The organism is Prevotella sp. P6B1, from assembly GCF_000702825.1.
Classification (GTDB): Bacteria; Bacteroidota; Bacteroidia; order Bacteroidales; family Bacteroidaceae; genus Prevotella.
The window spans coordinates 513,521-537,390 of sequence record NZ_JNKF01000011.1; the positions used below are offsets into that span (position 1 = coordinate 513,521).

Sequence of the window (23,870 nt, forward strand, 5' to 3'; positions counted from 1 at the left end):
CTCTCCCTCAAACCCCTTTTATACTTCGAAATTTCAATGTTTTCTTGCATAATCATTCAATTTGGCAGCAAAGTTACAAAAAAAAACTAAAAACCCAAATGTTTTTCATTAGTTTTTTGTATTTTTGTACCCGTATTTCAGAATAATCACATTATAAATAATACACTTTATGGTAAAGATCTCGAAAGAAGCCGCGCTCGAATATCACGAGAGCGGACGCCCTGGCAAAATCGAAGTTAAGCCTACAAAGGCTTATCGTACACAAACAGACTTAAGTCTCGCCTACTCTCCCGGCGTAGCCTATCCCTGCTTGGAAATTCAAGAAAACCCCGACGATGCATATAAATACACCGACAAGGGAAATCTGGTAGCAGTTATCTCAAACGGTACAGCCGTATTGGGCCTAGGCGATATTGGCGCCCTGAGCGGCAAGCCCGTTATGGAAGGTAAGGGACTGCTGTTCAAGATTTATGGTGGTATTGATGTATTTGATATTGAAGTAGCTGAAAAAGACCCCGAGAAATTCTGCGAGGCCGTAGAGCGCATCGCGCCTACTTTTGGCGGTATCAACCTCGAGGACATCAAGGCACCTGAGTGTTTCTATATTGAGGACCGTCTGAAGAAGACGCTCGATATCCCCGTGATGCACGACGACCAGCACGGCACAGCCATCATCAGCGCCGCCGGACTGAAGAACGCCATGGAGGTTATCGGCAAGGATATCAGCAAGGTAAAGATCGTAGTCAACGGTGCCGGCGCTGCCGCCATCAGTTGCACCAAGCTCTACATGGCCATCGGCGCCAAGAAAGAGAATATTGTGATGCTCGACTCTAAGGGCGTCATCTCTACCGAGCGTCAGGACCTGAATGAGCAGAAGAAGTTCTTTGCCACCAGCCGTACCGACATCCACACGCTGGCCGAAGCCGTTAAGGATGCCGATGTATTCGTTGGACTGTCAAAGGGTAATGTACTCTCAAAGGATATGGTGAAGTCGATGGCCAAGGATCCCGTCATCTTCGCACTGGCCAACCCCGTGCCCGAGATCTCATACGAGGATGCCATGGAGGCACGTCCCGACGTACTGATGTCGACCGGTCGTACCGACTATCCCAACCAGATTAATAACGTTATCGGATTCCCTTACATCTTCCGTGGCGCCCTCGACGTTCACGCCAAGGCTATCAACGAGGAGATGAAGCTGGCAGCTGTACACGCCATTGCCGACCTGGCCAAGCAGCCTGTACCCGACGTAGTGAACGATGTCTATAAGGTGAACAACCTGACCTTCGGTCGCAACTACTTCATCCCAAAGCCAGTCGATCCACGACTCATCACCGAAGTATCCTCAGCCGTAGCCAAGGCTGCTATTGAGAGCGGTGTAGCCCGCAAGGATATTAAAGACTGGGACGAGTACAAGCGTTCGCTCTCGATACTGCTGGGACAGGAAACCAAGCTTACCCAGAAGCTTTACGCCACTGCAGCTGCCCACCCACAGCGCGTGGTATTTGCCGAGGCCGTTCACCCCACCATGCTGAAGGCAGCCGTACAGGCCAAGGCCGAGGGTATCTGCTACCCCATCCTGCTGGGTAATGACGAGGTAATCACCAAGATGGCAGCCCAGATGGACCTGAACCTGGACGGCATTGAGATTGTGAACCTGCGCCACCCCAACGAGCAGGAGCGCCGCGAGCGCTACGCCCGCATACTGACCGAGAAGCGCCAGCGCGAAGGCTATACCTTCCAGGAGGCCAACGATAAGATGTTCGAGCGCAACTACTTCGGTATGATGATGGTGGAGACCGGCGAGGCCGACGCCTTTATCACTGGCTTGTACACCAAGTACTCGAATACCGTAAAGGTGGTAAAAGAGGTGATTGGTATCCGTCCTGAGTACAAACACTTCGGTACAATGCATATCATCAACTCACCTAAGGGCACCTATTATATTGCCGACACCATGGTGAACGAGAATCCCGACCGCGAGGCACTGCTCGATATCTCAAAGCTTGTAGCTACAGCCGTACGCTTCTTCAACGAGAAGCCGGTCATTGCCATGATATCTCACTCTAACTTCGGCAGTAGCACCAGCGACGGTGCCCTGAAGGTGAAGGATACCGTAACTAAGATGCACGAGCTGTACCCCGACCTGCCTATCGACGGCGAGATGCTGCTCAGCTTTGCCCTCGACGATGAACTGCGCGATCAGGAGTTCCCATTCACACGTCTGAAGGGCCAGAAGGTTAACACACTGGTGTTCCCCAACCTAACCTCGGCCCGCTCATCCTACAAGATGCTGCAGATGCTGGGTAGCGATGCCGAGATCATCGGCCCGATCCAGATGGGACTTAACAAACCTATCCACTTTATCGACTTCGGCGCCAGCGTTCGAGATGTCGTAAATATCGTGGCTGTAGCGACAATTGATGCGTATGTTGACAAAATTAAGAGCAAATTGTCAGTAATAAGCAAGTAATCGCTTACACATTATTATATTATATAGGCTCCTTTTTTGTGCTCGGACACAAAAAAGGAGCTTTTTTTCGCCATTTTGTCTTGACTTAAATCAATAATCTATCAAAATGAAAGTTTTTTGAGTAAAAAAGTGATAAAAAGTTTGTTATTTCGGTTGTTTTACTGTAATTTTGCAAACAGAATTAAGAAATTAAATTTCAAACAATAACAAAAAAAGGATTAAAGATTATGAATGCAGCAAAAGTTGTTGAAGAGTTGAAGCAGCGCTTCCCTAATGAGCCGGAGTACATCCAGGCAGTTTCTCAGGTTCTTCCCACTATCGAGGAGGAGTATAACAAGCACCCCGAGTTTGAAAAGGCCAATCTGATTGAGCGCCTTTGCATCCCCGATCGTGTTTGCGAGTTCCGTATCACATGGGTTGACGATCAGGGTAAGGTACAGACCAACATGGGTTACCGTATCCAGCACAACAACGCTATTGGCCCTTACAAAGGTGGTCTGCGTTATCACAAGAGTGTAAACCTGGGTATCCTGAAGTTCCTGGCTTTCGAGCAGACTTTCAAGAACTCTCTGACAACTCTGCCCATGGGTGGTGCTAAGGGAGGTTCAGACTTCTCACCACGTGGCAAGAGCGACGCTGAGGTAATGCGTTTCTGCCAGGCATTCATGAACGAGCTTTACCGCGTTATCGGTCCCGATGAGGACGTACCTGCTGGTGATATCGGTGTAGGTGGTCGTGAGGTTGGCTATCTGTTCGGACAGTACAAGAAGCTCACACACCAGTTCCAGGGTGTACTCACAGGTAAGGGTCTCTCATTCGGTGGTTCACTCATCCGTCCTGAGGCTACGGGTTATGGTACAGTTTACTTCCTGACTTCAATGCTGGCTACTCGTGGCATCGAGCTGAAGGGTAAGAAGGTGCTGATCTCTGGTTCTGGTAACGTTGCTCAGTATGCTGCTGAGAAGTGCCTGCAGCTGGGTGCTATCCCCATGACTCTCTCTGACTCTGACGGTTACATCTACGATCCAGACGGAATCGACTTCGACAAACTGGCTTATGTTAAGGAGCTGAAGAATGTTGAGCGCGGACGTATTAAGGAATATGCCGAGGAGTATCCTAACGCAGTATATCACGCTGGTGAGCGTCCTTGGCACGAGAAGGCTGATATCGCTCTGCCTTGCGCTACACAGAACGAGATCAATGGCGAGCAGGCTCAGGCTCTCGTAGACAATGGTGTTATCGCTGTTGCTGAGGGTGCTAACATGCCTTCACTCCCCGAGGCTATCAAGATCTTCCAGGACAACAAGCTGTTGTACGCTCCTGGTAAGGCATCTAACGCTGGTGGTGTATCAGTATCAGGTCTTGAGATGTCGCAGAACTCTGAGCGTCTGAGCTGGACTGCTAAGGAGGTTGACGACTATCTGAAGCGCATCATGAACGACATTCATGAGAACTGCGTGAAGTACGGTACACAGGCTGATGGTTACATCAACTATGTGAAGGGTGCTAACGTAGCCGGCTTCATGAAGGTTGCCAGCGCCATGATGGCTCAGGGCATTGTGTAAATGAATAGTTGTATAATTAAATAGTTAGTAAAGTAAAGTATAAAAGGTTAAAACTGGAATGGGAGGGGACTAGCTCGTGAGAGTCGGTCCTCTTTTTTGTTAAATAAACATAAATATTTTACCTATCATCTATCAATCATCAGCTATTATCCAAAAAAGTAGTACCTTTGCAGCCGCTTTCTCCCCCGTAAGGGGGAATAGGGGCCGGAACAGGCGCTTGCTCCTATCGATTATTAACCCTTTAAAAATGGTCTGGTAAACGTCTGTCCAGATCCTGCCCCGACACACAAACGAGGGGCACAATAAAATTTTATTATGTCAGAATTAACAAAGAACGTTAAGCCACTCGACGATTTCAATTGGGACGAGTTTGAGCACGGAACAGTAGCTAATGTTAGCAAGGAAGAGCTCGACAAGGCTTACGACGAAACCCTGAACAAGGTTGCCGACCATCAGGTAGTAGAGGGCACAGTTATCTCTATTGACAAGAAGGAAGTTGTTGTCAACATCGGCTACAAGAGCGACGGTATCATCCCCGCTTCTGAATTCCGCTACAACCCAGATCTGAAGATCGGCGACAAGGTAGAGGTTTACGTAGAGAGCGCAGAGGACAAGAAAGGTCAGCTGATCCTCTCTCACAAGAAGGCACGTCTGAGCCAGTCTTGGGAGAAGGTTAACGAGGCTCTCGAGGCAGACGCTATCATCCAGGGTTACATCAAGTGCCGCACTAAGGGCGGTATGATCGTTGACGTATTCGGTATCGAGGCCTTCCTCCCCGGATCACAGATTGACGTTCACCCCATACGCGACTACGACCAGTTCGTAGGCAAGACTATGGAGTTCAAGGTTGTTAAGATCAACCAGGAGTTCCGTAACGTTGTTGTATCTCACAAGGCTCTTATCGAGGCTGAGCTCGAGGCCCAGAAGAAGGAGATCATCGGTAAGCTCGAAAAGGGTCAGATCCTCGAGGGTACCGTTAAGAACATCACTTCTTACGGTGTATTCGTTGACCTCGGTGGTGTTGACGGACTCATCCACATCACAGACCTTTCTTGGGGCCGCGTAGACGATCCTCACAAGGTAGTAGAGCTCGATCAGAAGATCAACGTTGTAATTCTCGACTTCGACGACGAGAAGCGTCGTATCGCTCTCGGTCTGAAGCAGCTCACTCCACATCCTTGGGATGCTCTGGATGCTGACCTCAAGGTTGGTGACCACGTAAAGGGCAAGGTAGTCGTTATCGCCGATTACGGTGCATTCGTTGAGATTCAGCCTGGTGTTGAGGGTCTGATCCACGTATCAGAGATGTCTTGGAGCCAGCACCTGCGTTCAGCTCAGGAGTTCCTGAAGGTTGGCGACGAGGTAGAGGCTGTTATCCTGACTCTCGACCGCGACGAGCGCAAGATGAGCCTTGGTATCAAGCAGCTCCGCGAGGATCCATGGGAGGCTATCGAGACTAAGTATCCTGTAGGCAGCAAGCACACTGCAAAGGTTCGCAACTTCACCAACTTCGGTGTATTTGTTGAGCTTGAGGAGGGTGTTGACGGTCTGATCCACATCAGTGACCTGAGCTGGACTAAGAAGGTTAAGCATCCTTCAGAGTTCACACAGGTAGGTGAGCAGATCGAGGTTGTAGTTCTGGATATCGATAAGGAGAACCGTCGTCTCTCTCTCGGCCACAAGCAGCTCGAGGAGAATCCTTGGGATGTATTCGAGGGTAAGTACGCTGTAGGTTCTATCCACGAGGGTAAGATCAGCGAGATGCTCGAGAAGGGCGCCGTTGTAGCTCTCGAGGAGAACGTTGAGGGCTTCGCTACTCCTAAGCACCTCGTTAAGGAGGATGGTTCACAGGCTCAGGCAGGTGAGACTCTCCAGTTCAAGGTTATCGAGTTCAACAAGGATTCTAAGCGCATCATCCTCTCTCACAGCCGTACTTTCGAGGATCCCGCTCGTGAGGAGAAGAAGGCCGCTAAGAAGCCAGCTCGCAAGAACGACACTCCAAAGATCGAGAATATCGCTGCTAGCACAACTCTCGGTGATATCGACGCTCTGGCTGAGTTGAAGGCTAAGATGGAGAAGGGCGAGAAGTAATTCCCCCTACCCTATAAACTCAAGTCCCTCTGATGTATGTCAGAGGGACTTTTTATTTTGATGGTGCCAGCACTTAAAAAGTGCACGGCAGAGTAAGCAATTGATAGTAAAGGGTACGGGCCAAGCGTTCGTGCCCTTTATCATTGGGGTGCAGGCGGTCGTTCTCGGCACTCTTGAAATACTGAGCGTGCTCATCCATCAGCGGGTAGAGTCCACTCATAGCGCCCCAGTCAATCACAGGCAACGCCCAAATCTTGCCAGCCTGTTTCACCGATTCAACGTAGGCATCCATGTACTCGCCACACTGGTTGGTATAATCCTCGGTAGGCTGCCAGTTCTTGTCGTTGGCATAAAAGCCTGCACGGTGAATAGGCGTGAGCAGTATAATCTGCTTGGTGGGATACAAGCGCTTTACCTTGTTAAGCGCGATATTGATACGTCCGCGATACGTACTGTCGGTCATCAGCGGATAGCGATGCAAGCGGTCCACCGGGTGCTTCTTCTCGTGTATGCCAGCCACCACCTTTTCAGGTTTCTGGGTAAACCACTCGCCTATGGGCACACCCGCATTGTAATCGTTGGTACCGATAAAAATTACAATGGCATCAATGCTGTCGCCATGCTCTTCGAAACATTTATCAGCCTGTCGTGGAATATCGTTCCACTGCCTACCACTCACCCCGTACACGTAAGGTTTGATATCCAACCAATCGGCCAGATAGCCCCAGTACTTAACTTTCGAGCCGCTGTTACGCGGGTCGGTAATCGAGTCGCCAAAGTAAGCCACACGCTTCCCCTGCCAGGGGTGCGTAAAAACAGTTTGCGACAAGCCCTTGAGGGCAAACGCAGCACACAGTAGTACTGCCAACATTCGTAGTTGTAGATTAATTTTGTTGTACATCGTTATTAATTTGTTTTTATAAATCGGATGCAAATATACGAATAAAATATGAATGTAAATACTGCAAACTGCATTTTTATGTTAATCAGATATAAAAAAAGGCACTTTCGAGAACAACCAACCCGAATAATGCGTATATTTGCTGCAACTAAAAATCACCTAAAAGGAATGCTTATGACAACTAAGAACGAAACCAATGACGAGAAATTACAGATCGACGACAAATTAGTCGATTCCAGTACACAGCAACCAATGCCATCAATTTGGTACACTTAATTACGAATCTAGCCAGCGTTTCACGCTGGCTACTTTGTTTCTAAGGCGAAACAAGTTTATGATGCTGGAAGTCGTAGAGCATTTCAACTCAGGCGCACAGATCCCTACTTCCGCTACAAGGCCTTATCGCCATGGAAGGACACCCCACTCTTCCCGCCTTGTACCAGATAACGGAAAAACAAAAAGGTGCTATTTAACCAGCACCTTCTTGTTGTTAATAATATAGACCCCCTTTGACAGCCCCTTGAGGTCAGTTGCCTTCGAGCGCACCTTATGTCCTTGCAGGTTATAGACGTCAAAGACTTCAGGAAGTGTCACTACCGACTGAATGCCATCGAGCTCTTCTACAACCGTAATGGTACACTTAGCCGTTTCCCCATTATCAGAGGTCAACGTGATGACAGCTGTACCTAAGGCAATGGCGGTTACCACACCACGTTTATCAACAGTAGCTACATTCGTATTAGAGCTGCTCCAGCTCCATTCATGGTAGTCGGCCTGAAGTGGAACTGGCTTGGCGCAGATAACAGCGTCATCACCTGGCAGCAATTGAAGTGTAGCATCCATGACCTGCACACCCTGCGCCTGTTTCCGCTCGCGACCAGAGATAATCTGTTGGGGTGTCGCGTTATATGTCGACTTCGCACCATTACCCAACTGTGATAAGTCGTTGGCACCCCATGTCCATACACTGCCATCCACCTTCAATGCCACAGCAAAGTTATCACCCAATTCGATACTCTCCACTTCCTCCATGACTTTATGGGGCTGTGCCACAGCTGTGGTAGAGCCATCGCCCAGCTGCCCGTAGCTATTGTCACCCCAAGTCCATAGTGCGCCATCAGTATCAATGGCTGCCATGAAACGGTTTCCAACAGCAACGGCATGTACCTGATTCATGATTTGGACAGGACCTTCTGGCTGAACTGTTGTGCCGTCGCCTATCTGTCCGACATCATTCCATCCCCAGGTCCACAGTGTGCCATCATTCTTAACCACGGCAGCATTCGTGTTACTCCATTTAGAGATGGCAACGGTATCAACGCCTGCCATGATCTGCTTGGGCACATAGCTATCCTTTTGGGTGCCGTCAGCCAACAAATCATTCGCATTGTCACCCCAGCCGTAAAGCGTACCATTCTGCTGCAATGCCATGACAGTCTGCCAACCCAAGGCAACCTGTCTGACATTCGTCAGATTGACATCCTGGTACAGATAATAAGCCATATTGGTCCTATCGCCAACCTGACCGAAATCATTACGACCAGCCATCCTCAATGTACCATCCTTCAGGATGGCCGAAACCTGTGGACCTGCCACTACCTGCGAAGCGTTTTCATTAGAGACCACTGCAGGATTAGCAATGAGCGTAGAACCTGTTCCTACCTCACCACAGAACTGCAAGCCCCAGCCACATACCTGGCCATTGGTCTTTGCCAAGATATTGTGCGTATAGCCACAACTGGCCACGCTGACATCACTGGCAATCTCACGAGGACTTTCCCATAGTGCATAGTCTGTATAATCACCGCCATTATACTGGTTCATCTTCTTTCCCCAATACAACAGGGTGTTGTCAGTACGCACAGCAGCAGCCTGTTGATAACCAGCTGATATACTGCGAACAAACTCGCCTGAGGTAAAGCTCCACTGCATGGCCTTGTTGGGTTCGCTGTCACCCGACACCACAGCCCCTTCAGGAACTATAATCGTATAAGTGTGACCCAACTCCAGATCGTTATCAGGAACAAAGGCCAAACGCCTCAGGTGCAGGATAAACTTACCGCTCACCACCTTGCCATCCTCTCTCTTGACCATCAGATTCGAGAATTGCGGACCCTCCATGACATTGATCTCATAGTTGATATAAGGATTCACGTCCTTGTAGATATACAACTGCTCATCCACCGGATACTTATCGGTGACATGAACATGACTGATCTTGTAAGTGCCCTTATATTCCGGTGTAGCATAACCATTTTTATAGGCTCGTGCCCATATCGTCACCTCCTTATTGATAACAATGGACGAGGTATAGAGCTTACTGTTCTCCGAAGGCTCCGAGCCGTCAGTGGTATAACGTATCTCGGCATCACTCTCACTGGCTTTCAGCACCAACAGGTCGCCTTCCTCTACATAGCCAGCCGCCATCGACGCAGTCATCGTCATGGGTGAGACATCGCCCGTTGTAAAGGAGAAGCTGACGTCCTTGGAGTAGCCGGTACCCCATTGGTTCTTTACACCATTTGCCGGAATCAGGAAGGTATATTTGGTAAAGGGCTTGAGTGCTTTTGTAGGCACAAAAGTCACCGTCTTTCCAGAGATACTCACCTGTCCGTCAACTTTGTCCGACTCCGAACCGGCATACAGTTTTATCTGCGAAGCCAGGGAGCCTGAATAAAGTGAAAGAGAATAAGTAGCAGAGGGCTGCTCGAATACCGTCACATTGGTGGCCCCATTTGTGGGAGTAGTCTTCTCCAACGTAAACGGAGGCTCCGTCACTGTAATCGTCTTTGTTGTCGACAGACCATTAGCTGTTGTAGCCTTGATAACAGCCGTTCCCGAACCAATTCCCGTCACCACACCATTTTGATTGACCGTTGCCACAGCAGTCTTGTCCGACGACCATGTAACAGTTGAGTGGTGCGTAGAAGGTGTGAAACCTGCCTTCAACTGTATGGTATATCCAATATATACCCCCGACTCACCGGAGATAGATACTTCCGTAGGCGATATTCCCCAAACCTTCACGTTACAGCTGCCGGTTACATTGTTATTTGTTGTGGCAGAAATAGTGGTAGTACCTTCTGCAACGCCTGTTATAGTAGCCGAATTACCATACCCGCTTACAGAAGCCACTCCTGAGTTGGAAGATGACCATGACAAACTGTACTCTGCGTCATAGGGTGAAACGTCGGCAGAAACGTTTACGGTTCGTCCTACGTCAATTTCAACCGAATTAGGCGATACCGATACCGATTTCGGATCATTCGACTCCACCTCAATGGTCCACGAATCATAGCCATTGTGATAAACCTTGGAATGATCGAAATAATTGAACGTATAGTAACGATAACTACAGGAAACAGTTCCTGTTCCAGGTTTGACGCCCCAAATCGTACGGGAGCCAGATACGCCATAGCCATCTCTAAGGCAACTGCCAGAGACTGACCAACTGGCACTTTCGAGTACGCCTCCTGCCCATGAAACATATAGGCCCACACATCCTCCCACCTTGATCCTTTTAATACCACCAGCATATGCGAGGTTTGTCCACAGGCAGAGGAAAGACAACAGAATAATATAATATCTTGTTCTCATATTGATTGCCTTTTTTAATTAAAAACGACCAAGACAGACCACTCGTCATCCATACTGGTACGCTGACCATTATTATTACGGGCAACAACCAAGATACGATAGGCACCTTTATCTCCTTTGAACTCCATAGAAGTGGCATTGGTAGAAGGGTCATACAATACATAAGGACTGTTATCCTTAGCATAATAAACCATGTAATCCTTAACACCACTGGCATCAGTATAGCTCCATGAGAGACTGATGTTAGTACCTGCAGTTGCAGAATATCTATCCACTATCAACTCAGGGCCTGTGGCATAGATAACATCCTCATAGAAGGATGCCGACTGGCGACCTTGGTCGTCAACTGCCACACAGTTAAAGCGAGCCACACCTTTATCTGTCAACGGGTCTTGCCGCGCATATCCGGGAACTTTCAGCAGACTTTCGTATGTAAATGACGGTTGGTCGGCCTCCACTTCCTCTATCATATCTGTGCGATTGCTCCACCAGTAGCGTAGCTTCTTAATCTGTGTCGCCTTCTTCTGGATTTTCGAGAATATAGCTTGAGATACAGGACTGTAATCGCCGTAATTATCCACAAAGCGATAGTTCAGCGTATGGATGCCTTCCGACAAACCGGCGACGTCAAATGCCTGCTGCCAAGTGTCACCACTCACTTCCGCAGTCTTGCGATCTGCAAGATTCTTATCTATCCAGTATTCCACTGCCTTGATGGCCTTGGCACCTTTGTCACGAATCGGAGCAACAAAGAATGTCCATACCTGCAAAGGCGACCATTGTCCTGTCGTATCCCCTATTCGGAAATACAAGGTATGCATGCCTTCACGCAGACCACTCACATCAACCGCTTGGTCGATAGTCTGCTTCGTACCGCTGAGTGTTTGCTCCGCCATGGCCGACTGGTTGTCGTCAAACCAATATTGAAGTTTACTCAGTTGGCGGTCGTCAGCCTGCGCTGTCAAAAGCAGTCCACTGGAGATTAATAATAAAAACCACCTTTTCATCATCATCTCTGTTTTAGTTTTCTGCCTTTACCACAATCTTCACATTGAGCTTACCCTCGTCATTGGTATGGGTATCAATATTCTTGCTGATAACACGAGGTATAGCAGGATACTGAGAGAATCCCGTTCCGCCATAAGGGCCAACAACCGTACCATCATCACCGTTAGGTATGTTTTGAGGCTTAGCAGGAAAAAGCATTTCACCATTGAAAATATCGCCATAGGTTCCACCAGAATTATTGGATGCCAGAGAGGCTGATGTCGTTTCAAAGTTAACAGTTCCCGAATTATTCTTCACAAAGAAGCCAACATTGTAATAAAACTCAGAAGGAGCAGTACATGATACGGTAGCTGTAGAGCCCATTAGAGCCTCTGCACCCAACAAACAATTTTTGTAGATGGCATAAGGCCTTTTGTGAATATCATACCAACTAGCATAAAAATATACGACACAATTTAGGATTCTTCCAATGTTAGAGGTAGTGTTTGAATCAGAGAAATCATTAATGGTACAATTTTTAAATGTAAAATCAATAGCATAAGGCATACCTTTGATTTCTTTATGTACACACTGATCGAATAAGGCGTTTGTGTAATCGCTTGAAGCATTCAACTTCTCCACCCAACAACGAGTGACAATCAGATTTGTTGAACCTGAGACATACAGTGTGCCAGTAAACCTAATACTCTCTATACGAACATCCGATCCAGTGACGTTCAATGATGCAATAATAGTATTCTGACTTTCTTCATAAGCCCCAACACCTGTTATCTTAACCGATTTAGATACATTTCCCTCTGTCGCATTAAAGGTACCGGAAGAGAGCGTAATCTGGTCGCCGTCTTTAGCCTCCGTATAAGCATCCTTAAAGGCATCCACACCATAAAATATCAACAGATTATCTCCACTTTGCAGCGTAGCAGTCATTCCCTGTGCACATACACTCTGACTGAGAGCTATGAGTGCAATAAATATAAAAACAAACTTCTTCATAGAGCTTCTAATTTTTGGTTAGTAATAAATGAGTAATAATATTGCTGCAAATATAAGAAAAGATTCATTAAGTTCCAAGTTTTATTTAATAAAAAAAGTTATTCACAAGACTCTTTCCATAAAAAAGCCGGAACACCTTATCGATGTCCCGGCAGATATATACGTGAGTAAACGTAAACAAAAAAGTCGAATTTGTCAAGTTTGTGATATAAAAATTTGTTTAATCGAAAAAAATGATTACCTTTGCCACCAAGAATATAACTCTATATGACCGACCAACTACTAATCAACGAACTCCGAGAAGGATCAGAACAGGCATTTGACACCATCTACAAGATGTATGCCAAACGCCTATATGCTTTCTGTCTTCAATACTGTAAGCGAAAAGAGGATGCTGAAGAGATTGTAGGCGATGTTTTCCTATGGCTTTGGCGTAATAAGCATACCATCCGTCAGGGTGAAGCGCTGAAATACCTCTTGTTCTTACGTGCCCGACATTTCTTAGTAAACGCCTTCCGCTCAAGAGTAAACTCCCCGATATTTGCTGACTATGTTGACTATCAGAATAGTATTTCTGCCGACACTGTTAGTCAGCAGTTAGAATACCAGGAATTTGAGGATAAGATAATATATGAGGTAGATCGTTTACCTAAGACACAGCAGGAGGTCATACGATTGGCCAAGATGGAAGGATTGAAAATCAAGGAAATAGCCGAAAAGCTCGGATTAAGCGAACAGACGGTCAAGAACCAAATTTCAATAGGCTTAAGGACCCTTAAAAAGAAATTAGGTGTTTCAACAGTCGTACTTTTAATCTGGTTAGTATCTTAGTTGTGATTATTTGGTACATTTTTCAAATTTAGATGTCTATAAATAACAGATGAAAGAATTAATAGATAAATATCGCAGAAACAGTCTCAGCCCCGAAGAATTGACAACACTTAGGGAATATGTTAATTCTCAGACCGACGAGCAATTGGGGGCAGTCATCCAGGATGACTGGCTCAATGACGAAATCGACACGACAGGTGTTGACGAAGATGTCATGATGCGAATACGCCAAAGCATAGGTGACTTGGCAGAAGAGCCAGTGTATCAAGCTAAGAAGGTTAGCATCTGGCATACGGTTTATCGTTGGATGCAGGTGGCAGCTCTCTTCATTCTGCCAGTTCTATTGATTTCACTCTACTTAGTCTATCAGGATAACCTCAAACTGGAGGCTCAAACCATCGAGATTGCTACAGGATTTGGGGAGCGTGCCAACATCACACTGCCTGATGGCACCAAGGTGGCCCTCAATGAAGAGACTGTACTCTCTTATTCACCAAAGGAATTCAACAATAGTCAGAGACATATCACGTTCGAGGGAGAAGGCTATTTCCAAGTGGCCAAAAACCCAGAGAGTCCTTTCTCTATCAATACGGAGAGTATGACAGTAAAAGTGTTAGGTACAGAGTTTGATCTGAAATCCCGACACCGTTCCGACATTGATGAATTGTTTCTTGAGGAAGGAAGTGTGCAGTTCATTTCCAAAATCTCTGCCAAAGAAATGATTCTTTCACCACATCAGCAACTTATCCATCAAAAAGGAAATGGCAGTTTGACTGTACGCACATTCAAAGATGTTACCGAAGCTACCGGATGGCTACGTCATGAACTGATATTCAGAAATGTTCCACTTAATAACGTATTCAAACAATTAGAAAATACGTATTTAGTGACTATTCACTTTGATAATCAGAAAGTCCTCAACGACCGTTTCACGGGAATTATGACAAGTAGGGATTTAGGAGAATGTCTAAGAATACTTGAAGAGACCTATCATTTCAAGACAATGGTCAAAGGTAACAATATCTATATTAGGTAGTGATGAAGGGTGTCGGATGCTTTTTTTAGCATTTGGCACTTTTTTTGGTACTTTCTCAAAAAATGGTTGTCTATACCATTGAAGAAACCCCAAAAGTATTCATCAATAACTAATTTAAAATGAAGAAAATGTTGAAATTAAAGTTTTTGATTGCTATCTGGACCATGTGTCTTTTTAGTATCACAGTCAGCGCACAAACGCAGAACGTGACAATCAATGTTAAGAATGCCAGTCTCAGACAGGTGTTCAAAGTGATTGAGAAGCAGACCACCTACCGTTTCTCCTATCGTGATGCCGTCATTGATTCGCGCAATGACATCAATGCATCATTTACATCTCAACCTGTACCAACAGTGCTCGATGCAGTACTTAAAGGCCGCAACCTCGGTTATCGCATTGTTTCGAGTACATCTATTGTCATTACAGACAAGACACCGTCCTCAACCAACGCAAAACAAAAGAGCAAAGGCCGCGTGCTCGACAGTAAAGGCGAACCCGTTATTGGAGCAACCATCATGCAGAAGGGCTCCAAAAACGGTACGGTAACCGACTACGACGGCAACTTTGTACTTGATGTTGATAAAGGAACTATTCTTGTGATATCCTATATCGGCTGTACTACCAAGGAAATACCTGCTTCAGACAACATGGAGATTACACTCGAGGATAACACACTGGCATTAGACGATGTAGTTGTTATCGGATATGGTACGGCTCGTAAATCCGACTTGACCGGTTCCATGACTCAGGTCGGCAGCGACAGACTGAAGGACAAAGTAACAGCCCGCTTGTCGACAGCTCTTCAAGGCGAGATGTCGGGTGTACAGGTAACGCGTTCCAATGGCGATCCCAGCCAGAGTGCTACAATCCGGGTACGTGGTGTGACCACCATCTCAACCAACGATCCACTTGTTATTATTGATGGTGTTCCAGCTCGTAGCATAGATGATGTATCAACCGAGGATGTGGAAAGCATTCAGGTTCTTAAAGATGCCGCATCGGCTTCTATTTACGGTTCGCGAGCTGCCGCTGGTGTTATTCTTATCACCACCAAACGAGCCAAGACCAACGAGTTCAGCCTGTCGTACAACATGGAATATGGCATTGACACACCAACGGCCATGCCGAAGTTTGGTAATGCCGTAGAATGGATGACCGGTCTGAATGAACTGAAATATAACGATGGTGCTTCCTCTCTCTACTCTGCCTACACGCAGGAATTCATTGAGAATTACGCCCAGATGCATCAAGCCGATCCCGATAGTTATCCCGATACCAACTGGATGGGTTATCTTAAGAGTTCAAAACACCATCAGAAGCACACAATCGGACTGACTGGTGGAACAGAGAAGTTGAAGACCAACCTGAGCTTAAGCTATTACGACACCGAAGCGCTTTATGAAGGTAAGGACTACCAGAAACTGAATGTAAGAGTAAACAACGATTATCAGATTAATAACTGGATTCATGCCAATGTAGATTTTAACGTTGTATATAGCCGTACTAATACACCGTTTGGTGCAAATGAATATACAGCCCTTGAAGGATTTACACGCCGTGCTCCTATCTACGCAGCCTATTGGTCTGATGGCTCTTTGGCCGACGCTAAGGACGGCGACAACCAGTTAGCAGCCCTGAAATATGGTGGCGGAACAAAAGGCGACAATTACATCCTTAACAGTAAGTTTCAACTTGATGTAACGCCATTCAAGGGACTCACTATTTCTGCTGTCATTGCACCCAATAAAGCCTTCTACAAAGGCAAGACCTTCCGCACCAAATATAAGGTTCGCCGCCTGAATGGTGATATGATCTACGGTACAGGCTTCGGCTCTACCGATCTGACGGAGACCCGTAACGATAACTATAGTCTGACCAAGCAGTTCTTTGCCAATTACAAACTGCGACTTGACCATCATTCATTCAGTGCCATGGCTGGTTATGAAGACTATACATATTCTTATGAGAATGAGAGTGCTCAGCGTAACGATTACTCACTCAACAATTTCCCTTATCTGGATCTGGGCTCATCCGACAAGCAGTATAACAGCGGTGGCGCAGGACATAATGCCTATCGCTCTGTATTCGGACGTATCATGTATTCCTATGCCGACAGATATTTACTCCAGGCCAACGTTCGCAGTGACGGCTCATCACGTTTTGCTAAAGGACATCGTTGGGGCACCTTCCCTTCGGTTAGTGCAGGTTGGGTCATCTCAGAAGAACCTTGGTTCAAGAAAGGCACACTCAGCTATCTGAAGCTACGTGCCTCGATAGGAAAACTTGGTAATGAGCGCATCGGCTCTGAGTTCCCTTATCAGGCTCTGCTTACTTTCGGGACAACCTATCTGCCTAACTCTACAGGCGGGGTTGATGCGCTGCAATCAGCATCCCAGATTCAATATGCCTTCAACGACATTACCTGGGAGACTACTACCACTTATGGCGCAGGTGCCGACTTAGCATTCTTCTCTGACCGACTCCGCTTCTCGTTTGACTATTATTACAAGAAGACCACCGACATGCTACTTGAGATTGGATTCCCCTCCTATTTCGGTTACAACTCACCAGTGAACAATGTTGCCGATATGCATACCAGAGGATGGGATGTGGAACTGTCGTGGCGCGACCATATTGGCGATTTTTCTTATGGTGCCAACTTCAACATCTCTGATTATCGGTCAAAAATGGGTTATATGGCCGACAAACAAGTTATCAGCGATAACAAACTGACCGAAGAGGGTTCTTACTACAACGAGTGGTATGGTTATCGCAATTTAGGAATCATCCTGAACGAAGCAGCCATGACTGATGCCGATGGTAACCCCATAGCCGTACTGACAAAGAACGATGGACCAGGTAACATCCGTTATGCCGATATCAACGAAGACGGAAACATCACTGCCAGTGGCGACCGTGTACGTTTAGGCAACTCTATGCCAGAGTTGATGTATGGCGGCTCATTATGGGCCAGTTGGAAGGATTTCGACTTCAACCTTTCTTTCCAAGGTATCGGTCATCAGTTAGCCTACATCAAAAGTAGCTGGGTGAACGCATACGAATATCAGACCACCAGCATTCCCGAACTGCTTGTCAACAATCATTGGAGTCCTTACAACACCGATGAACAGAATGCACAGATGAAGTATCCTAAGCTGACATCAAACACTGCAAACACGCTGGCCATGAGCGATTTCTACCTGTTTAACGGTGCCTATATGCGCATCAAGAATATCACTCTGGGATACACTATTCCTGCAGCTATCACCAGCAAGTTCAAGGTTAAAAAACTCAGAGTATACTTCAGTGCCAGCGATCTGCCTGCCTTCTCCAACTATCCTAAAGGATACGACCCAGAATACGGCAGTGGCGACTATCTGCTTTCATCCTATGTGTTTGGATTCAATATTTCATTATAAAAACTATTCAATAAAGAACAATGATTATGAAAAAGATATATTTCCCACTTCTGGTTCTGATGCTGACCTTAAGTTCCTGTGCCAACCTCGACATTAATCCATTGTCGCAAGCATCGAGTGAGAACTGGTACAACGACGAGGAAGAGACCGAAATGTCGTTGAACGACCTATGGCGAACAGCATTCTTTCCTATCGATGGATTAGACTGGGACGATGATATTCTGAACCGTAATGGATCTAACGAATTCACATTGGGCACCGTCACTTCTCAGTCAGGTACCACTACCGAAAGATGGTCGAGTGCCTACAAAGCCATCTCAAGATCGCTGAAGATTCTGGATGCTTTGGAAAATAAGACGCCTGCTGGTATCACCGAAGCCAAGCTCAACCAATATAAGGGCGAAGCCTACTTCATGGTGGGCTGTGCCTATGGCACACTGACTATGTACTATGGCGACTGCGTATTAAATAAGACTGGCATGTCGCTTGATGAAGCTTACGAGGCTGAGCGCAGTCCAAAAGCCGAGGTATTGCAGTTTGCTTACGAATGTCTGGACAAAGCCTATAGCTTATTGCCAGAAAAATTCGTAGGCACCATGCGTCCAACCAAAGGAGCCGCATTGGCCTTCAAAACTCGTATAGCCTTGTTCCACGGCGACTGGCAGATTGCAGCCACAGCTGCCGAGCAGTGCATGGCATTAGGTACATATCAACTCCATAACGACTTTGCCTCGTTGTTCACAGCCGACACATCACCTGAACTCATATTCTATTTTAAGGCTGATATTAACCTGAAATATGGTGTAGGTTTCTTCAGTGCCCTACCCAACTACGTGACACGTAAGATTGGTGGTTATTGTAACACAGGTCCATCATTACCCCTACTCTGTTCATTCACCTGTATCGACGGTCTGCCCATCGATGAGTCACCACTCTACAATCCCAAGGATCCGTTCGAGAACCGCGACCCACGACTGGCTTGCACCATTCAGCCTTTCAAGACAAAGTTTTCTAAAGATTTCGATGAGTATGAACAATCAAAGGTCGATGGCACTTTCCCAGAGAAGTATCCCGACTATATTGCTTATGGCTACGAGTATAATCCTAACCCTTATGCCGTCAACGTCTATCAGGTTTCTACCGGTCAGATGGTGGTTAACACCGATGGTAAAGGTGCAAACGAGCACTCGGCCTACAATAGTCTGATTATCCGCAAATTCAGGAAGGACAACTGGACCGACTATCGTTCAAACTCGAATATCGGCGATAATGTATATCCATATATGCGCTATGCTGAAGTACTGTTGTCGTATGCAGAAGCAATGAACGAACTTGGCAAGTGTACCCAAGAGATTCTCGACAAGACTGTTAATCTCGTACGTCAGCGCGCTTATCAGGGTACCAACATCGCCTATCCACGTGCCATGGCCACTTCGCAGGCTGCCATCCGAAAGCTCATCAGGATAGAGCGTCGTTCAGAGTTCGCATTCGAGGGTATCCGTTATCGCGACCTATTGCGCTGGCACATTATGGAAAAGACGCATAATGTACCCATGTACTATCTCAACCGTTCGTGGTCTGGATCTGCAGCCTGGAACGGGAAACGAGGTGCAGAGTCGAACAGGGATCTCTCCGTAGGGTTCCAGCAGATACTCGACAACTGGGACAATGGCAATTTCCCCGTAGGTGGTGTTCCTGCCATCGATGAGAATGGCATCCCCGACCTAAGTGAGATGGAAGCCAATGGCTATATCGTTAAGTTCTATCAGATGCAGTTCGATGCCAAGAAGAATTATCTCTGGCCCATTCCTGCCGATGATATTCTTGTGAACCCCAAACTCACTCAGAACCCTGAATATTAATCTGTTTTATTATTGGTTATATGTTAAGAAAAGGAATCACAGTTATTTTAGCTTGCGTTTCCCTGACTATCAACGCCCAGCCTATAGATGTGTGCGTGTATGGCGCCACATCGGCTGGCGTGATAGCAGCCTATACAGCCAAGCAACAAGGTAAAAGCGTATTGCTGATAGAGCCTACCACAAGAATTGGAGGTATGACAACTGGTGGACTTGGTCTGACCGATATCGGACATGTAGATATCATCAAGGGTATGGCTATGGATTTCTATCGTCAGGTGGGTGCCCATTATGGAAAGAAAGAGGCTGCCTTTACCTTTGAGCCACATGTCGCACTTGAAATATACCAGAAATATCTGAAGGACTCAAATATACAGGTGCTCTACCAAAACCGCATTCTGTCAGCACAGAAAAACAAACATAAAATAGAAAGTATCACGCTCGAGAACCCTGTAACAGGAAAGACGCGTAAGGTAAAAGCAAAAGTGTTTATTGACTGCAGCTACGAAGGCGACCTGATGGCCCGAGCTGGAGTATCATACACGGTAGGTCGTGAGTCGAATGAAACCTATCATGAAACGCTCAATGGTGTACAGATGCTTGATGGCCATCAGCTGCCCGACGGTATCGATCCCTATGTAGAGAAAGGCAATCCTGCCAGCGGTATTCTTTATGGCATCCAACCTGTAGAAATGGGCGCTCAGGGCAATGGCGACAAGCGTGTGCAGGCCTATAATTTCCGCATAACGCTAACAAACAATCCTGCCAACCGCATAGAAATCACTAAACCCGAGAACTATGCACCCGAGAAGTATGAACTGTTGATACGCCAGATTGAGAAGCAGAAGCCAACCAGTATCAATCAGATTTTCATCTGGTCGATGATGCCAAACCATAAGACTGACATCAACAACCGTAATGGTTTTTCGACCGACATGATTGGTGCCAACTGGGACTATCCCGAGGGAAGTTATGCCAAACGTGATGAGATATTCAAGGATCACCTGGACTACACGAAGGGCTTACTATATTTCGTGGGGCACGACCCCAGAATACCACAGAGCATACGTGATGAAATCAAACATTGGGGCTATCCCAAGGATGAGTATGCAGAGAGTAATCACTTCACACCCCAGTTGTACATCCGTGAAGCACGTCGCATGATTGGACGTACCGTTATGACACAAGCTCACTGTGAGCGCCGGATTATAGCTACCGACTCTATAGGCTGGGCTGCCTATAATATGGACAGCCATAACTGCAGCCGCTGCATAGTAAACGGTATGGTGAAAAATGAAGGCAATGTCGAGGTTCCGCCGGCAGGCATTTATCCAATATCGTATGGTGCCATCACTCCTAAACAGGAAGAGGCATCCAATCTGATAGTCCCCGTCTGTCTGTCGGCCTCCCATATTGCATACGGTTCTATCCGCATGGAACCAGTCTTCATGGTGTTAGGTCAGAGTTCTGCCATAGCGGCCAGTATCGCCATCGACCGCTATAACGGATGCGTACAAAAGGTAGACTCAAAGGAAATCTTAGAAAAGTTCATGTTTAAAGACGTAACCGACAAGGGCGATAAGTTTATTGACGACTTAATGTCACGAATGACTGTTGAGGAGAAAATCGGTCAGTTAAACCTGATTGATGCCGGCAGCATCGATACAGGAATCGGTCAGAAAGGTGTTGAACAAAAGGATTTACAGGAAGGTCTTGTCGGTGGCTACCTCGGTTTGATGAATGCCAGTAGAATTTATGAAGTCCAGAAATATGCTGTTGAGAAGAGCCGATTGGGCATTCCACTCATTTTCGGTTTGGATGTGATACATGGCTATCGCACCATCTTTCCCATACCATTAGGACTGGCATGTACCTGGGACATCAAGGCTATAGAACAGTGCGCCAGGATAGCTGCCAGCGAAGCAGCTGCCGATGGCATTTGCTGGGTGTACAGTCCGATGGTTGATATATCGAAAGACGCACGCTGGGGGCGTATTGCCGAGAGTGCCGGTGAGGATCCATACTTAGGAAGCAGAATTGCTGAAGCATACGTAAAAGGCTATCAGGGCGACAAGACCAAAGGTGGCACCTACCATACCAACGAAGTGATGGCTTGCGTAAAGCATTTCGCCTTGTATGGCTCTGTTGAGTCGGGGCTCGACTATAATGTCACCGATATGAGCCGTGTTCGCATGTACAACGATTATCTGGCCCCCTATCACGCTGCTGTGAATGCAGGTGTTGGTAGCATTATGTCTTCATTTAACACCATCGATTATGTGCCTGCCACACTGAGTCCATGGCTTCTCACTAAGCTATTACGCGATGAGTGGAGATTCAAGGGTTTTGTAGTAACCGACTGGGGTAGTATCAACGAAGCTATCACCTGGGGATGTGGCAATCAACAGGAAACTTCAATGAAAGCCTTGAAGGCAGGGACCGATATGGACATGTGCTCAAGAGGATTCATTGGTACACTAACCAAGTCGTTGCAGGAAGGCAAGATTTCTGAGGCCGACATCGATAAAGCATGCCGTAGAATTCTGAGAGCCAAATGGGACTTAGGACTATTCGATAATCCCTATCGTTATTGCGATAAGAAAGATATCAAGAAACTGGTGTTTACCGACGAGCATCGGGCATTTGCCAGAAAGGTGGCTACCGAGAGTTTTGTACTGCTTAAGAATGAAGATAATCTGCTCCCCTTAGACCGGAAAGGAACAATAGCTTTGATAGGGCCTATGGCTGATGGAAAGGAGAACATGTTAGGCATGTGGACACCATCGGCAGTACGCGACTTTCCCTATCTCACACTGTTAGACGCCATGCGCGATGCTGTAGGAAACCGTGCTAAAGTGCTCTATGCAAAAGGGAGTAATTTCTATGAGAGTGCCAAAATAGAGAGCCATGGAGCCTATCGGGATACAGGCATACGTGATGCACGCACAGAACAGCAACTGCTCAACGAGGCATTGGCAGTGGCAAGTCAAGCCGACATCATTGTTGCTGCTATTGGTGAGTCGCAGGAAATGACCGGTGAGTCATCCAGTCGTAGCGACCTGAATTTGCCTGACACACAGATGCGCCTGCTAAAAGCGCTCAAAGCAACTGGCAAACCCGTAGTAATTGTATATTTCACAGGACGTCCAGTAGTCATGAAGTGGGAGAAAGAGCATATCCCTGCCATATTAAACGTTTGGTTTGGAGGCAGTGAGAGCGCAAATGCTATCTGCGACATACTCTTTGGCGATGTTAATCCAAGTGGAAAGCTCACTACCACATTCCCTTTATCAACTGGTCACGAGCCCTGTTATTACAATCATCTGGTAACCGGACGCCCTACTACTGACCAGAAATGGTTTTCAAAGTACGCTCTGAACTATCTCGACAGTCCGCTCGATCCTGTATTTCCTTTCGGCTATGGATTAAGCTATACTACTTTCAAATATAGCGATATGACTTTGAGTGCCACTCAGAAAAAGAAAGGTGAAGTCATTCGTGCAAGCATAACAGTTTCGAATACAGGGAAACGAGCCGGCGATGAGGTTGTCCAGTTGTACATCCACGATGTATCAGCCAGCATTGCCCGCCCCGTCAAAGAACTGAAAGGATTTAAGCGTATTCATCTGAAGCCCGGTAAAAGTCAAACGGTTACATTCGAGATTACAGACGACCTGCTAAGTTTCTACAATCTCCAATTAGAACATATTGTGGAGCCTGGCGCATTCAATGTCATGATTGGTCCTAATAGCCAAGAACTACTTTCGAAACAATTTGAACTGAAATAAGACACACCACAATCCCCGCCACTGAGCGAGGATTGTGGTGTTTACTCCGGCTGGAGGTCGGCGTACTCGCGGGCTACGTTGGCTATGCAGGGACAGGCCTTCCGGTGGTTCAGGTCGTGATGGCCTACGATGACGGCGCGCGGGTAGCGACGGTGCAGGTCGGCGAGCAGCTGGCGGAGGGCTGACTTCTGAGCTGGGGTGCGGGTGTCGGCGTGTTGACCACGGGCGTCGTAACCACCTTCGTAGCACACGCCTATCGAATACTTGTTGTGGTTCACACAGTGCGCACCCACCATCCATTCCGGTCGG

The 23,870-nt window shown here is 46.9% G+C and carries 13 protein-coding genes; 8 read left to right on the top strand and 5 right to left on the bottom strand.

Annotated elements, in window-relative coordinates; genetic code table 11:
* Positions 1-169: 169 nt before the first annotated feature.
* From T495_RS0106325 to rpsA, 3 genes are all read left to right on the top strand, one after another.
* Entirely contained in the window at positions 170-2,473 is a 2,304-nt protein-coding gene (locus tag T495_RS0106325) for an NADP-dependent malic enzyme (RefSeq protein ID WP_028904541.1), read from the top strand.
* Between the two features lie 227 nt (positions 2,474-2,700).
* Positions 2,701-4,038: an NADP-specific glutamate dehydrogenase gene (locus T495_RS0106330; RefSeq protein ID WP_028904542.1), complete on the top strand. Its 1,338-nt coding sequence runs from the start codon at positions 2,701-2,703 to the stop codon at positions 4,036-4,038.
* 315 nt (positions 4,039-4,353) lie between these two features.
* Positions 4,354-6,129, top strand: a complete 1,776-nt coding sequence (gene rpsA, locus T495_RS0106335) for a 30S ribosomal protein S1 (protein WP_033147987.1) — start codon at positions 4,354-4,356, stop codon at positions 6,127-6,129.
* A gap of 73 nt (positions 6,130-6,202) precedes the next feature.
* Here rpsA and T495_RS0106340 read toward each other — a convergent pair whose 3' ends face one another.
* From T495_RS0106340 to T495_RS0106360, 4 genes are all read right to left on the bottom strand, one after another.
* Positions 6,203-7,030, bottom strand: coding sequence for an SGNH/GDSL hydrolase family protein (locus T495_RS0106340; protein ID WP_033147988.1), 828 nt, complete (start codon positions 7,028-7,030; stop codon positions 6,203-6,205).
* A gap of 465 nt (positions 7,031-7,495) precedes the next feature.
* Positions 7,496-10,627 (bottom strand): Ig-like domain-containing protein, encoded by a 3,132-nt coding sequence (locus T495_RS15130; RefSeq protein WP_081832036.1) that lies wholly within the window; start codon positions 10,625-10,627, stop codon positions 7,496-7,498.
* Positions 10,628-10,641: 14 nt separating this feature from the next.
* A complete protein-coding gene (locus T495_RS0106355) occupies positions 10,642-11,640 on the bottom strand; it encodes a hypothetical protein (protein ID WP_155950165.1) in 999 nt (332 codons plus the stop codon).
* 7 nt (positions 11,641-11,647) lie between these two features.
* Positions 11,648-12,628 carry a hypothetical protein gene (locus T495_RS0106360; RefSeq protein ID WP_028904548.1) on the bottom strand — a complete coding sequence of 327 codons (981 nt, stop codon included), beginning with the start codon at positions 12,626-12,628 and terminating at the stop codon, positions 11,648-11,650.
* 267 nt (positions 12,629-12,895) lie between these two features.
* Here T495_RS0106360 and T495_RS0106365 point away from each other — a divergent pair, with 267 nt between their 5' ends.
* The 5 genes from T495_RS0106365 (at position 12,896) to bglX (ending at position 23,561) form a co-directional block, all read left to right on the top strand.
* Complete coding sequence (locus tag T495_RS0106365; RefSeq protein WP_033147990.1) at positions 12,896-13,459, top strand: RNA polymerase sigma factor; 564 nt, start codon at positions 12,896-12,898, stop codon at positions 13,457-13,459.
* Positions 13,460-13,559: 100 nt separating this feature from the next.
* Positions 13,560-14,495: a FecR family protein gene (locus T495_RS0106370; RefSeq protein WP_197020350.1), complete on the top strand. Its 936-nt coding sequence runs from the start codon at positions 13,560-13,562 to the stop codon at positions 14,493-14,495.
* A 128-nt stretch (positions 14,496-14,623) separates the two neighbouring features.
* Positions 14,624-17,914: a SusC/RagA family TonB-linked outer membrane protein gene (locus T495_RS0106375; RefSeq protein WP_081832044.1), complete on the top strand. Its 3,291-nt coding sequence runs from the start codon at positions 14,624-14,626 to the stop codon at positions 17,912-17,914.
* A 26-nt stretch (positions 17,915-17,940) separates the two neighbouring features.
* Entirely contained in the window at positions 17,941-19,776 is a 1,836-nt protein-coding gene (locus T495_RS0106380; RefSeq protein WP_033148116.1) for a RagB/SusD family nutrient uptake outer membrane protein, read from the top strand.
* A 20-nt stretch (positions 19,777-19,796) separates the two neighbouring features.
* Complete coding sequence (bglX, locus tag T495_RS15575; protein WP_081832037.1) at positions 19,797-23,561, top strand: beta-glucosidase BglX; 3,765 nt, start codon at positions 19,797-19,799, stop codon at positions 23,559-23,561.
* Between the two features lie 41 nt (positions 23,562-23,602).
* Here bglX and T495_RS0106390 read toward each other — a convergent pair whose 3' ends face one another.
* Positions 23,603-23,857: an N-acetylmuramoyl-L-alanine amidase gene (locus T495_RS0106390; protein ID WP_051651888.1), complete on the bottom strand. Its 255-nt coding sequence runs from the start codon at positions 23,855-23,857 to the stop codon at positions 23,603-23,605.
* Positions 23,858-23,870: the final 13 nt, after the last annotated feature.